Here is a 15,780-nt window from a genome sequence, read left to right as displayed (position 1 = left end):
AGATTGTTTCAAGATAAAATTTATTTAAATTAATCTTTAAAACAATCTATTTTTACTTAATTATAAATTTATTTTTCTCCAATCACTTGGTGTAACGCCAACTATATTTTTAAACTTTCTATAAAAATAATTTTTATTGGCATACCCAACTAAATCCCCTATTTCACTGGCTTTTAAACTTGTATTAACTAATAAGTCTTTTGCCTTATTTATTCTAAAATTATTTATGTAATCTGAAAATAATATACCTGTTTCTTTTTGAAACAATTGCCCTAAATAAATTGAATTTATATTTAGACTTTCACTTATTTCTTTTAAGTTTAAATCGTCTTTGTAATTTGTTTCTATATGCTTAAGCAACTTGATTATTACAGGACTTATACTCTCTTCTGTATTTTCTAACTTAGATTGCATATATTTAACCATACTAATTAGCTCAAACTCTATATCATCTATAGTACTATTATTTATGGTATTTTCTAAATATATATTTAATCCCTTCATTAACTTCGTATCATTGAAGTAATTATATACATTTAAAAATATTTCTATCGCTTTCATTTTTATTTGCTTTGGGCTTGTTTTTTCATTCTTTAGATTTATAAACATATCTTTTATATATTCAGTTGTATTTGAAAAATCTTTGTTCATTAAAATTTTCTTTAATTCTTCAAATTCTATATTTATATTATCTTCATCTATAGAACCGTCTTTGTATTCTTTTATCCAAGATATATTTGGATATACTATTTTATAGTCACTAATTTTATTTGCAGTTTGATAGCTATCATGTAGCTCATTTAAACTGTTTACAAATTTTCCCAAACTTATATATATACTATCTTCAATAACACTTGCAATTTTGTTTTTTAAAACTGTAAGCTTATCTATTATTAAAGATTTGTCATCTTCATCTACTATTAATAAAGCTTTCGACTGTGATTGTATACAATACATAAATTGTTTATTATCTATACAACTTTTTAAAATTTTAGAAATATCATTAGATCCACTTTTAAATTCAATTATTGCCACAGCATAGCTACTACTTTTAAAGTTATGATTTAATCTATTCCATTTTTCTTCTGTATCTAAAGAATATTCTTCTGTTAAAATACTTAATAATAAATTATTCTTAACTAATTTATCATCTGAAGCTATTTTTTCTTTTTTCTTTAACTTTGCATATACAGTTTTTAAATTATTAGATAGCTCTTCTGTATCAATAGGCTTTAACAAATAGTTTTCGGCACCTATACTTATAGCCTTTTTTGCATATTCAAACTCTTGAAACGCACTAAGTACTATAAAATTTGATTCATAACTTGATTTTTTTAATTCTTCAATAAGTTCTAAGCCTGTCATTTTAGGCATCATTATATCTGTGATTATTAAATCTATATTTTTATTAATTATTTCATTGTATCCATCAAAACCATTGTTAGAACTTCCTACTATTTCAAATCCATGCTCTTCCCAAGGCAGTATATACTTAAGCCCTTCTAATATAAACGGTTCATCATCTAATAAATATACACTATACATTTTTAACCTCATCCCTCAATATTGGTATTTTTATTTTTACTGTTGTACCTTCATTTGCTTCACTGTCTATTTCTAGGCCATAAATTTCCCCAAATTTTAATTTTAATCGATTATTTATATTCATCAAGCCTATAGAGCTTGTTTTTTGCAAATTTTTTTCTAGACTTTTTCTTAGATGTTTTAACTCATCTTTACTAATACCATGACCATTATCTTTTATCAAAATTTCCATTTCAGATTCGCTACAAATCAATCCGATTTTTATAACGTTTTCACAAGAATCCTTTTTTAGGCCATGATTTATACTATTTTCTAATATAGGTTGAAGAGTAAATTTTGGAATTAAACACTGTTTATATAAATCATCAATTTGGATTTTATATTCTAGCATTCCTTTATATCTTGTACTACACAAATCTAAATACATTTTGCAGTGTTTTATTTCATCACTCAATGTTACTAAACTACCATTATTATAAGTTGAATATCTAAACATACTTGCTAAATTGTATATCATCTGAGCTACTTCTCTATTCTTACTTGCTAATGCACACATTCTTATTACCTCTAATGTATTATATAAAAAATGTGGATTTATTTGAGATTGCAAAGCATTCAATTCTGCTTGTTTTTGCTTAACTTCTGCAATATAGTTTTTATTTATGTTATATTGTAGACTTTCGCTCATCTCATCAATTCTAATAGCAATCATATCTAATTCATCATCTTCAACTTCTATGTTAAATCTAGTATCCAAATCTCCATCTTTTATCTTTTCTATACCTTTCATCATGTTTTTCAACTTATTCGAATAACCACTTATTACAGTGTAAGTTACACATAATATTAATATTATAAACACTAAAGATATATATAATATTTTAGAACTCATTTTACTTGTTCCTAAATCTTTTTCAGTTATAATGCTTCCATATTTAAAACCTGTTTGTGCATCTTCTTTAATATTGATAATAGGATATTTTAACTTAAATTCTCCTCTGTGTAGAAATTCATTTCTAGAATTTTTAATTCCATATCCTTTAACTTTATCTACATATTTTTGAGACAAATCTTTACTAGAAACAAATACAACGTTTTTATTTTCATCTAATATTATTAAGTTTCCTTTTAAATTTGAATTATCTACTATTTTGTTTAAATGTTTTAAATCAAAATATATATCTATATATCCTATAGTATACATAGTATCTACATTCTTTATAGGTCTAGTTATTTTTCTAATGTATTTTACACCCTCTGGATCATTTTTTATGTCATACCATTTATCATAATTTAAAACAATTTCATTTTTATATTCTTTGTTTTTGTCATTTATAACTACTGCTAAAGCATCATTTCTATTTGATAACATTGTATCCAATAAATATTTTAAATCTAACTGTTTCGTATTAGAAATAGAAAAATTATCTAGCTTATAGCTCAGATATTCTTCATATGTAGATGTTGTAAGTTTTAATATTTCATCAATTATTTTAGGCTGTGTATTTATACCATTTATTACAGAATTACTTATATTATCTTGTTCTTCAAACCTTTTTTCTATATTAAATATAACTTCTGAATGTATATTTAACTCATTTTGTAATTCATTATCCACATAATAACTTATAAACACTGCTGTTAATAAAAATATAGCTATTATAGTTATACTTGAGTATATAAGTAGCATTTTATTAAATATTTTATTTTTTATATATCTTCTATATAATTCTATCAAAATTTTTCTCCCCTATTGAAAAATCATATGGTTCTTTGTAATTGTAAAAATCTTTTGTATAATACATGCATTACCCAATATCCTGGTATAACCATACAGAAAAACATTAGTAATCCACCATTACTTTGTACCATATAATATAGTAATCCAAATCCGATTAATATTAATATTGTTTGAAAAGGACTTGATAAAGCTAGTACAAAAGAATTTTTTATATACTCTTTATTACTTGATTTAAAATGTACATACGTTGGAAAAAAATATACAAACGCCATACTTACAAAGAATAATACTGCCATAACTAAAATATATAAAACTGTTGAATACATAGCTTCTATTTTAAATAAAATATTTAAATCAAATGCTAAGAATGCAAATATAACTAAAAATACTAATCCACATTTATTTGCATTAATAAATTCTTTTTTATATGCATCTTTGAATGTTTTAAAAATATTAAAATCAAACTCACCTTGTACCCATTTTCTCAATATATAAAATGTAGCTATGGTAGATGGCATTATTCCAAATACAACACCTCCCGCAATCATAAATACAACCCACAAGAAGTTTAAAATCATAAACCTCCAAATCCACTCACATGAGTTTAATAATACATCCCCTAATTTCATATAATCACCTCAAAGTATAATTTTAATAAAAAATTCGCTTCGCTCATGTCGCCAACGACCTAAAAAACAGGTCCGTTACTCAAGCCTAGCAGTTGGTATTATAACTTATCCGCAAACCAGATAATTTATAATACCTTAGTATATAAAAAAGTTCGCTAAATATTAAATGAGCTATTAATTAATAATAATCCAATAATACTTAAGCGAACTTTATATAATCTATATTATTTTTCTACAATTACTTTCCAATTCCTATTGTTAATATTTCTGATTGTCTTAAGTTCACTTTATTGTCTATGTTATTTTGAGTTTGTTCTTCTAGTATATTAGATATGTACTTATCCCCTTTAAATTTACATATGTTTATATCTAATTCTGTTGATTTATCTGATACATTATATACCCTTAAAATTTTATTTCCTTTTTTGTCATCTAATTTTAATGTTGAACACATTATACCATATCCGTCTAATGCCAGTAAACCGTTTTCAGATCCTAACTCTTCATTTTGTATAGACATTTGCTTTGTAATCATTGGTATTTGGAATATATGAGCTTCTTTATAAGACTCATATAAATTTTTTCCATGAGGTATTACTTCTATTTCTGCTTTATGATTACCTAAACATTGTGCTTCTGGAGTTTCAAATACTCCCCAATCTCCTAATTCTGATACACTTCTAATAAGCGTTACAGCTATCGTATTTCTACCATCATTTAATATTTCATACTCATTTAATCCTTTATTAGCTATAGTTAATCCGTAATCATCATCATGAATGTTTACAAAAGCATGTTGATGCTGACAGTTACTAGGATTTTGCCATGCTTTATCTACACTATTACTCCTTTTAGCAACTTCAAATATAGAATCAGCATAGTGTACATTACTTTCTATATCTGTTGAGAATAGCATTCTCATTCTATGATCTTTACAAATATTATTAAACTCAGATACTATTTTTAATCCTTTTCCTTTTCTCTCTAGTATTAAAGTAGTCTTTATCTCCATTTCTACAGTTTCTTCTAACCTTTGTGACTTTCTATGCTTAAATTCTAAAACTTCTTCTATTTCTTCTTGAAGTAATTCATTCGCACTCTTTGGTATATCCCATTTATGAGTTATTTCAATTACAGCCTTGTACTCTAAGTCTTCTTTTATTTCTATATTGGCTTTTAAGTTTTTCGTAGTAATAGGAATTTCTCCTATTGGTTTCATATATATATATTCATTTCCTATATCACCTGAGTTTTCATATATACATAAATCTTTAAAAGTTTTTCCTGTTGATTTATCAAGTAAATTTACTGATCCATTTTCTTTTATTTCAACTCTTATATTTTCATTTTCTAATATATTATTATTTATTAAAGATGCTTTACTTTCTAATATAGAATTTTCTTTATCTTCAACTAAAGAATATGTATCCCATCCAAATGATTTTATATCATTAGTTTCTAATTCTACTTTTATGTATCTTGCATAGTACGGTTGCCTAAATTTATCATCTGGTAAATCATATCCAAATCTAATTCCCATATCTATTATTTTTGCATCTATTTTATTTCCATTTATATCAACTACTTTATACTTTGGTAATTGTATTTTTTTCATTTCTTTTGCTATTAAGTTTGGGTGTCCCTCTCTAAAATACTTTCTAGCTATATCTATTTCTGTGTCTACAATACTACATCTATTGTATCCAGATGTATTTACTATAACAAATGGATATACATCTTCACCTAAATGTTTAAACTTATCTGTATTTATTTTATTTGTGATGTATTCTAGACTTTCATTTATTATATACTTAGCTACATCTTTAGCTTTATCAAATCTAGCTACCATCTCTCTATGTACTTCATCAACACTACATCCGCATATACTATCATGTGGATGATTTTTCACTAAAGATTTCCATCCATATTCAAATAAATGATGAGGGTATTTATATCCAAAATTACTTGCCATTGTAGCTATTGGTTCTGCTACTTTCTCAAATAAAGTTTGGCATAATTGATTCCACTGTTTTAAGTAAATCCTTGCTGATGCAGTGTTAACAAGAGTATACCATCCATCTGTTTGCTGGCTTCTAAGTTCTCCTTTTATAACTTGTAAGTCTTTTGGCATTTTTTCTTTTAAAGTTTTCACATAATCTTCAAAGTTTGAATGTATAAATTCTATATCTCGATATATATTATTAGCAACTTTAATCGCCTGTGATAAATCAGTTTGTATTGGTTGATGGTCACACCCATTCATGAATAATAGTTGGTCGCAAGAAGCAAACTTAGTGGCATCATCTATTCTTTTGTCCCAATATACTTTAGCATCTTTTTCATCTGCAGGTACTTCCATTCCATTGCAGTACCAGTTAGCAAATAATATTCCTAATATTTTAGAACCATCAGGACTCTCCCAATACATCTCCGAATAAGGTGATTCAAATTTATCATCTGCACTAACTTCATTGTTAAATCCTGTAGGCTTTACTCCTCTACCAAATGCTGCAGTATCTATTCCTGCTTGTTTTAATATTTGAGGTGCTTGTCCCATATTTCCAAATGAGTCTGGGAAGTATCCTATTTTACAAGCATTAACTCCGTATTTATTAGCATCTCTATGGCCATATTGTAGATTTCTTACATTTGATTCGCTACTTGTTAAAAATTCGTCTTGTAATACATACCATGGACCTATGTTTAATCTACCTTCTTTTATCACTTTTTCTAATAATTCTTTTCTTTCCGGTCTAACTTCTAAATAATCTTCAAGTAAAACAGTTTGACCATCTAGATGATAATATTTAAATTCAGGATCATTTTCAAAAGTATCTAATAATGTATCCATAGTTTTTATTAACATCATATGATGAGTTTCATAAGGTAAATACCATTCTCTATCCCAATGAGTATGAGATATTATATGAGCTGTTTTTTTCATAAATTTATTCCCCTAATCTATATTATATTAATCAAGGTAACTAAATTATCTAATTAGATTTTCTAGTTACCTTGTGTATTTTTGTATATACTTTGGCTATTATATCTATGCCATTTTTATCATTATAGTTTTTATTTCATACGGATTAACTATTAAGTTTATATCTTTTTCATTTCTTAATTCTTCTATTGGTTTTTCCATTAAATTAGTTTCCATCCATCCAACTATATTATAATCACTATTTATCTTAACTTCTTGTCTACTTCCTGCATACTCATGGAAGCGGACTACTACCATATTTTCATCTTCTGCTTTCTTTATAGCATCAACTAATACATAAGCATTATTAAAATCAAACATTTTAGTAGGTATATTTCCTTTAATTTCACCTTCTATAGCTCTTAGTGGTTGATTAAGCTGATAAGCAGCTTTAACTGTGTCTGCTTCTATAAAGTCCCCTGCATGAGGAAGTAATGAGTAAGTAAAGTTTTGTTCTCCTTGATCTTGTACTGGATCTGGGTGAGTCGCTGACTTTAATAATGTAAGTCTTATTACATTATCTTTTATGTCATGCCCATACTTAGAATCATTTAATAAACTTACCCCATAATCTCTTTGTGATAGATCTACCCACTGCTGAGCAACAGTTTCAAATTTAGCCATTTCCCAACTAGTATTCCAATGAGTAGGTCTTTTTACATTACCAAATTGGACATCATATGTTGCCATAGTACTTCTTATATCAACTGGGAACGCAACTTTTAATAATTGCTTTTGTTCTATCCAATCAACATTTGTTATAAAGTCGATTCTTCTATCATTAGCATAAGTTACCATATCTTGACTTATTGTAGTATTCATATATTTATAATTAAATCTTACTACAGCTTTTAAGTTTCCGACTTCTATAAGTTCTATATTTTGTAAATCAGTAACTTCCCTCATTTTTTCTTGGTAATATATATCTATATCCCAAGCTTCATGCGCCATTGGCTTATCTTCAAACATTTGAAGAACATTTCCTCTTTGTCCTTTTGCTAAAACTTCTCTATTATTTTCTTTATCAAATATAGAAGTTAATTGACCAAATTCATTCCACTTTAATTCATAATATGGAGTATCTATCTTATTTTCACTGTATTCAAATGATTCGTTGCCTTCTTGAATATCTTCAACTTTTAATTTTATTGTTTTAAATCCTGTTCCTTCTACATTATTAACTTTAACAGTATATTTTCCATTTTTTCTTTGAGATTCTAATTTATTTCCTTTATTATCATAGAAGTTTCCTTCTAATTCAGTCTTTATTTCTACAGTTTCACATCTATTCCAGTTAGCATTATTTATTACTGTCCAAGAATTTTCATCTTCTTTTATTAAAGAATTCTTGAAATTTTCTTGAGCTTCTAATGCTAATTTTTCTGCTTCCTTATATTCTACCTTAGTATCTTCATAAACTTCTGTTATAGAGGACCCTGGTATTATATCGTGGAATTGATGTCTAAGTATAGTTTTCCACCCTTTAGTTAAATCAGTCTGAGGATATGAATTCCAATCTCCTATATTTAATGAATTCATAGCTCCTAACCATTCTGTTTCTCTATATAATAATTCAAGCCTTCTATTCATCATCTTAGTATATGCTTGACTTGTATATGTTCCTCTATGATACTCTAGATATAATTCACCATCCCATGTGTGTACATATTCATTTGTATTTTCTACTTTTTCCCTTAGACACTTAAAGTAATCTGCGGCTTTTCCTGTTTTAACATTTGGAAGTCCTGGCATCTTATCTAGTCTTCTTCTGTATTCTAGCATCTCACGGTTTACTCCACCGCCACCATCTCCAAATCCATATGATACTAGTAAATCACTAGTTATATTTTTATCCGTATATGCATCCCATACACCCTTTACTGATTTTGGTGTAAGTCTTCCATTGTATGTGTAGAACCAAGAACCTGGTTGACTCCATGGCTCTGGAGTTGTTATAAAGTGAGTTAGTACTTCTGAACCATCTATTCCTCTCCAGTTAAATGTATCATGCGGCATTCTATTATATTGATTCCAACTTATTTTTGTTGTCATAAATGTGCTTATTCCTGATTTCTTTAAAATCTGAGGTAATGCCCATGAATAACCAAATACATCTGGTAACCATAAGTAGTCTACATCTTTATTAAATTCTTCTTTTATAAATCTTGAACCAACTAATATTTGTCTTACTAAAGATTCTCCCGATGGTATATTGCAGTCAGCTTCTAGCCACATGCCTCCATCAACTTCCCAGTTACCATCAGCTACTTTTTGTTTTATAGCTTCATATAGCTCTGGATAATCATTTTTTACATATTCGTATAGCTGAGGCTGAGTTTGTAAGAATATATACTCCGGATATCGTTCCATAAGTCTTAATACTGTTGAGAATGATCTCGCACATTTTTCTCTAGTATGTTTTAATCGCCATAACCATGCAACATCAATATGTGTATGTCCTATACATGTTACATTTATTACTGAGTCTTTATCTATTTTATCTATTTCTGAATTTAAATAGTCACTTGCTTCATGTGCTGATATGTAGAAGCTTTCACTTCCTGGATACGACCAATCTACTAGCTTAAAAGTATTATTTAATATTTTTGTTAAATGAACTCTATCAGATGAATATTGATCTAATTCTTGTATTGTCTCTAGTACAACCATTGCATTATAGTATAAATCATCCATCTTTTCATCTAACCATGCAACTTGCGCCCTATTTATTCTATGTTCTTGATCTCTAGGTACGCCTCCACCTTCAAGACCTGACCATAATCTAAATAATAATTCTAAATCACATCCTGCACTACCTTCTGGGAAAAAAACTTCTTTGTGATTACTATCTACCCCTTGATAAGGCTTATTATCTAAGTAAAATAAAGATTCAAATCCTGAGTTATTGCCTGCGCCTGTTTCACCAAAATCAAATATCCCAACTATACGTTTATTTTTCCAATCAGATGGTATATTTACAATTTTCTTCATCCATATATATAAATCTCTGCCCTTCCAAGTTTCCCCTAATCTTAGCACACCATCAAACTCACTTGGTATTTCTGGATTTATATCTTTATCTTCATTTATTTTAGTATTAAAATACTCTAACTCTATTGCATCTCTATATCTAAAGTTTTCAATCTCATGTATTCTATTTCTTAATTTGTCGATTGTATAAAACATATCTTTCATGTTTTACCTCCCCTACTGATTTTATAGTTTGATTATATTTAAAAACGTTTTCAAATTCAATATTCTACAAATTATTCATATACTTAGTGTAGTTTTTATAATAAAAATATAGCTTATTTTAAAATTAATTTAAAAATGCTGCTCCTATAATACCTGCATCCGCTCCTAGATTTGCACAAACTATTTCTGCAAAGTCCTCTTTTTTATATAATATTTGTTGTCTTATCAAGTCTTCTATCCCATCTAGTATTATATCACTAGCTCTAGATACACCACCGCCTATAGATATTACATCTGGGTCTAAAGTGTTTATCATCCCAGACATTGCTTTAGCTAAATATGATTTAAATCTATTTATGGTTTCTAATGCAACTACATCATTTTCTCTATAAGCATCAAATACCATCTTTGCATTTATATTTTGTAAATTATTTTCAGCAAGTTCAAGAATCTTACTATTTTTCCCTTCCTCAATTAACTTTTGAGCATGCTTTATAATGGCAGTAGCTGAACAAAATGTTTCTAGACATCCATTGTTTCCACAATTACAATTAAAATAATTTTCACCAATTACAGTATGTCCAATCTCTGATCCCATGCCATTGGCACCTGTGAATGCCTTGCCATTTATTATAATCCCACCACCTACACCTGTTCCTAAAGTATACATAACAGCTATGTTTTTATCCTTCATACTTCCAAATTTAGCTTCTCCTAATGCTGCAACTGTCGCATCATTTTCAGCATAAACACTAACATCTGGAAATCTACTTTTTAAAGCTTGCATAAAGTCAACTTCATGCCAGCCTAAATTTACGCAAGTTACCAATCCACTTTTATTTATAAAGCTTGGAACTCCAAATCCTATTGATTTTATATCATCCATATTTAGATTGTTTTCTTTTATTAGTTCTCTGACTAAAGTATTTATATCATCCATTACACTTTCAAATCCTGAATTTACATTTGTTGTACATTCTTTTCTAAAAAGTATATTTCCACTCTCATTCACAATACCAGCTTGTACACCAGTTCCCCCAATATCTACTCCTATAAAATACATAATTGCCTCCCTTTATTTGAACATTGCAAATTTATTTAAGTAATTAGTTTTGTATTATTTATTAAGTTTTGTTAATTCTATATTATATGAAGGTTTTTAATAGTAAAAGTTCAAATATTTAAGTTTATCTATAAATATCTTATTTAGTCAAAAACTTTTCATTTTATATAGAAAACATTTTCTTTATTATATTTAATTAATAGATTATACTATTGTTATTATAAAAAATAATAGCAACAACTTAGGGGGGATTATTATGAATAAACTAGAATCATTAAAACTATTTCAAGATATACAATTAGTTTCTGATAAATATAAAGATTGGCAACTTAAAGATGATAAAAAAGATGTTGAAGATAATATAAAGTTAAAATCTTTACTTAAATTTTATAACGATAAATTAGATGATATAAAAAGTAGAGCTCATTTTGTTTCTAAACAAACAAAAGATGAATTAAAAAATAAAGATTCAAAAGAAATTTATAAAATTCTTATAGATTTTAATAATTTTTCAATGCAAAAATATGATACTTTAAAACAATCCGAAATTGAATCTACTACAACTAAGGCTGTTATGTTTTCAACTATAGATGAACTTACTCTTATAAATGAATCTATAAGAAATAAAGAATATTTAACGGATAAACATACTTATTTCTATGTATACGAAAAAATAGTTATAAATGCTTTTATGACATTTTTAGCTTTAAAGGATATGGAGATAGATCAAGAAATTATTAATAGTTTATCTCAATCTATATTTAGTCAAATTCAAACATTAGCTATTATTTCAATGTAAAAAGAGTAAATCAAATTTGATTTACTCTTTTTTTATAAGTTAAATACTACCAACTAATAACAACTAGTATTATATACACATATTGGTATTTCTTTGTTCAATGTTGTTCCGACAGCTGTTAATTTAAGACATCCTCGACCTGGACACTCTGCTATAAATGTAGTGAAAAAGCATCCATCTCCAAAACTTATTGCAGGGCTAAAACTCATTGTCCCCAAATCATAATCAGATATTTCAAATTCTATCATCGCATTTCTAACAGGATGGCCATGAGCATCTACTAAAACACCAAATATCATTTGTTTACAACCTGAATTTAGCTCTATTTTGTACGGAAACATATACTTTAAGTAAACTTGTCTAGGTCCTTGTGGTTGAACTGGTTTCTTTTTCTTTCCTCTAGATATATCATCTTGATTAATTTCATCTAAATTTATATTATGCTCTTTTTTTAATTTATCTTTTAAATACTCGTGTAACTCTTTTTCCGTTGAAATTTTCTTACCATCTATAAATAAGGTCTCCATATTTATCCCCCACCTTTATTTTTTTAAACTACTTTGTATAATATATATTATGAGTTTGAAAATTTCATGTTACTTTTCTAAACAAAAAAGGCCTAGGAAAATATCCTAGAGCCTTTTTTTATTTTTTTTTAAACATATCTTCTATCTTTTGACCGAAAGTTCTTTTCTTTTCATGAACTTCTTCTCCACATTCTTCTGCAAATTGTCTTAGAAGATCTTTTTGTTTTTCATTTAATTTTTTAGGTGTATCTACGATAACTTTAACGTACTGATCACCTCTAGAGTTACCTCTAATTCTTGGTATACCTTTTTCTCTTAGTCTAAATACTGTTCCAGTTTGAGTTCCTTCTGGAATAGTATATTTAACTTTACCATCTAATGTTGGAACCTCTATTTCATCTCCAAGCGCTGCTTGAACAAATGTTACAGGCATATCAAAGTATATATCATTTCCTTCTCTAGTAAATAGTGAATGTGGTTTGACATTTATAACTAAGTATAAGTCTCCTCTAGGTCCACCTTTACTTCCTACTTCACCTTGCCCTGATAATTTTATCATTTGACCATCATCTATACCTGCTGGAATGTCAACTTCTATAGTTTTAACTTTTCTTGTATGACCTTTTCCACCACATTTATTACATGGAGTTTCTATTATTTCACCTTCTCCATTACATGCACTACATGTTCTTGAACTTGCTATGTTACCAAATGGAGTTCTTTGAACAGTTCTAACTTCTCCTGCACCATTACAAGTTGGACAAGTTTTCTTTCCTGTTCCTGGCTTTGCACCACTTCCATTACATTCGCTACATTCTTCACTTCTATTAATTTTTATAGATGCTTTTTTACCAAAAGCAGCTTCTTCAAAAGTTATATCTATACTATGCCTAATATCAGCTCCACGCTCTGGACCTCTTCTTCTTTGTCTTGAACCACCAAAGCCTCCGCCAAATATATCTCCAAACATATCTCCAAATATATCTTCAAATCCACCGAATCCACCTTGACCACCAAATCCTTGGCCACCGAATCCACCTTGACCATTCATTCCTGCATGACCAAATTGATCATATGTTTGTCTTTTTGTATCATCAGATAACACTTCATAAGCTTCATTTATCTCTTTGAATTTTTCTTCCGCTTCTTTATTATCAGGATTTCTATCTGGATGATATTGCATAGCTAATTTTCTATATGCTTTTTTTAGTGTCTGAGCATCTGCATTTTTATCTACACCTAGCACCTCATAGTAGTCTCTTTTAGTACTCAATATTTGTCACCGCCTTCATCTTACAAAACAATAGCTTGTAGAATATCATACTACAAGCTATTATTATTATTTTAGTATTCTAATCTATTTAATTTAATGACTGAATACTTTTGAAAAGATACTCTTTTCCAATTCTATATTAATTATATACAAATTTCTTTATTTGTGTAACCTATTTTTCATCATTTACTTCTGTAAAGTCAGCATCAACTACATTATCATCTTGAGCTTGTGATTGATCATTTGCTCCTTGCGCTTCACCTTGCGCAGTTTGAGCTTGTTGATACATTTGTTCAGCTATTTTGTGGAATTTATTGTTTAATTCTTCCATAGCTTTATTTAATTCTTCAGCTGTTACATCTTCTTTAGCTTTTAATTCTTTTAATTTAGCTATTTCAGCTTCTACTTCACTCTTAGCAGCTGCATCTACTTTATCTCCAGCATCAGTTAGAGTTTTTTCCATTTGGTATATAGTAGAATCAGCTTGGTTTAATGCTTCTATTTTATCTTTCTTTTGCTTATCAGCTTCAGCATTCATTTCAGCTTCTTTTACTTTTCTTTCTATTTCATCTTCACTTAAGTTAGTTCCTGAAGTTATAGTTACTTTTTGTTCTTTTCCAGTACCTAAATCTTTAGCTGTAACATGAACTATACCATTAGCATCTATATCGAAAGTAACTTCTATTTGAGGTATTCCTCTTGGAGCTGGTGGTATATCTGTTAATTGGAATCTACCTAAAGTAGTATTGTCGAAAGACATACTTCTTTCACCTTGTAGTACATGTATATCAACAGCAGTTTGGTTGTCAGCAGCAGTTGAGAATACTTGAGACTTCTTAGTTGGTATAGTTGTATTTCTTTCTATTATTTTAGTCATTACGTTACCCATAGTTTCTATCCCTAATGATAATGGAGTAACATCAAGAAGTAATAAGTCATTAACTTCTCCAGTTAATACACCAGCTTGTATAGCAGCACCTGCTGCAACACATTCATCTGGGTTTATTCCTTTATGAGGTTCTTTTCCTATGAATTTCTTAACAGCTTCTTGAACTGCTGGTATTCTAGTTGAACCACCAACTAATAATACATCATCTATATCAGATGTAGATAAACCAGCATCTTGTAATGCTCTTCTAGTTGGTTCCATAGTTTTTTCTACTAAGTGAGAAGTTAATTCATCAAACTTAGCTCTTGATATATCTATTGTTAAGTGTTTTGGTCCTTCAGCTGTAGCTGTTATGAAAGGTAAGTTTACGTTAGTTGTCATTGTTGATGATAACTCTTTTTTAGCCTTTTCAGCAGCTTCTTTTAATCTTTGAAGAGCCATTTTATCATTTCTTAAATCTACACCTTCAGCTTTTTTGAATTCATCAGCTAAGTAGTCTATTAATACTTGGTCAAAGTCATCTCCACCTAATCTGTTGTTACCAGCTGTAGCTAAAACTTCGAAAGTTCCATCTCCGATTTCAAGTAAAGAAACGTCAAATGTACCTCCACCTAAGTCAAATACTAATATTTTCTTATCTTGATCTAATTTATCCATTCCGTATGCAAGTGCAGCAGCTGTTGGTTCATTTATTATTCTCTTAACGTCAAGTCCAGCTATTCTACCAGCATCTTTAGTTGCTTGTCTTTGAGCATCTGTAAAGTAAGCTGGAACTGTTATAACAGCTTCTGTTACAGGTTGACCTAAGTAACTTTCAGCATCTGCTTTTAATTTTTGTAATGTTATAGCAGATATTTCTTGTGGAGTGTATCCTTTCCCATCTATATCTACTTTATAATCTGTTCCCATGTGAGTTTTTATTGATATTATTGTTTTATCAGCATTTGTAACTGCTTGTCTTTTTGCAGGCTCTCCTACTATTCTATCTCCATCTTTAGTAAAAGCTACTACTGATGGAGTTGTTCTCATACCTTCTGAGTTTGTTATTATTTGTGGTTCTCCACCTTCTAATACTGCAACACAAGAGTTAGTTGTTCCTAAATCTATACCTATTATTTTTCCCATGATTGATTCCT

General features: G+C 28.5%; 10 protein-coding genes. 1 reads left to right on the top strand and 9 read right to left on the bottom strand.

Going from position 1 to position 15,780, the window contains the following annotated elements; translation table 11 throughout:
- Window positions 1-60: 60 nt before the first annotated feature.
- The 6 genes from BLP75_RS09095 to BLP75_RS09070 all read right to left on the bottom strand — a co-directional run bounded on the left by BLP75_RS09095 (window position 61) and on the right by BLP75_RS09070 (window position 11,156).
- Window positions 61-1,545, bottom strand: a complete 1,485-nt coding sequence (locus tag BLP75_RS09095) for a response regulator transcription factor (RefSeq protein WP_170139056.1) — start codon at window positions 1,543-1,545, stop codon at window positions 61-63.
- Window positions 1,538-3,283, bottom strand: a complete 1,746-nt coding sequence (locus tag BLP75_RS09090) for a sensor histidine kinase (protein ID WP_092725493.1) — start codon at window positions 3,281-3,283, stop codon at window positions 1,538-1,540. The genes BLP75_RS09095 and BLP75_RS09090 overlap by 8 nt, the downstream gene beginning before the upstream one ends.
- Window positions 3,284-3,306: 23 nt before the next feature.
- Entirely contained in the window at window positions 3,307-3,915 is a 609-nt protein-coding gene (locus BLP75_RS09085; protein ID WP_092725491.1) for a YesL family protein, read from the bottom strand.
- Between the two features lie 238 nt (window positions 3,916-4,153).
- Window positions 4,154-6,859, bottom strand: coding sequence for an alpha-mannosidase (locus tag BLP75_RS09080; protein ID WP_092725489.1), 2,706 nt, complete (start codon window positions 6,857-6,859; stop codon window positions 4,154-4,156).
- 105 nt (window positions 6,860-6,964) lie between these two features.
- Window positions 6,965-10,093: an alpha-mannosidase gene (locus BLP75_RS09075; RefSeq protein WP_092725488.1), complete on the bottom strand. Its 3,129-nt coding sequence runs from the start codon at window positions 10,091-10,093 to the stop codon at window positions 6,965-6,967.
- 124 nt (window positions 10,094-10,217) lie between these two features.
- Window positions 10,218-11,156: an ROK family protein gene (locus tag BLP75_RS09070; RefSeq protein WP_092725486.1), complete on the bottom strand. Its 939-nt coding sequence runs from the start codon at window positions 11,154-11,156 to the stop codon at window positions 10,218-10,220.
- Between the two features lie 256 nt (window positions 11,157-11,412).
- On the opposite strand from BLP75_RS09070, the gene BLP75_RS09065 reads away from it, so the two are divergent.
- On the top strand, window positions 11,413-11,955 hold the full coding sequence (locus BLP75_RS09065) for a hypothetical protein (RefSeq protein ID WP_092725485.1): 543 nt from the start codon (window positions 11,413-11,415) through the stop codon (window positions 11,953-11,955).
- A 53-nt stretch (window positions 11,956-12,008) separates the two neighbouring features.
- On the opposite strand, the gene BLP75_RS09060 is transcribed toward BLP75_RS09065, so the two are convergent.
- The 3 genes from BLP75_RS09060 to dnaK all read right to left on the bottom strand — a co-directional run bounded on the left by BLP75_RS09060 (window position 12,009) and on the right by dnaK (window position 15,769).
- The gene (locus BLP75_RS09060) at window positions 12,009-12,482 is read right to left on the bottom strand and encodes a hypothetical protein (protein ID WP_092725484.1); all 474 of its coding nucleotides are present in this window, start codon (window positions 12,480-12,482) and stop codon (window positions 12,009-12,011) included.
- A 118-nt stretch (window positions 12,483-12,600) separates the two neighbouring features.
- Window positions 12,601-13,755, bottom strand: a complete 1,155-nt coding sequence (gene dnaJ / locus BLP75_RS09055; RefSeq protein ID WP_092725482.1) for a molecular chaperone DnaJ — start codon at window positions 13,753-13,755, stop codon at window positions 12,601-12,603.
- Between the two features lie 172 nt (window positions 13,756-13,927).
- Window positions 13,928-15,769 carry a molecular chaperone DnaK gene (gene dnaK / locus BLP75_RS09050; RefSeq protein WP_092725481.1) on the bottom strand — a complete coding sequence of 614 codons (1,842 nt, stop codon included), beginning with the start codon at window positions 15,767-15,769 and terminating at the stop codon, window positions 13,928-13,930.
- Window positions 15,770-15,780: the final 11 nt, after the last annotated feature.

It is taken from the genome of Romboutsia lituseburensis DSM 797, assembly GCF_900103615.1.
Lineage (GTDB): Bacteria > Bacillota > Clostridia > Peptostreptococcales > Peptostreptococcaceae > Romboutsia_F > Romboutsia_F lituseburensis.
Note: the sequence above shows the minus strand (reverse complement) of the source record. Positions and strands in the feature narration are given on the sequence as shown.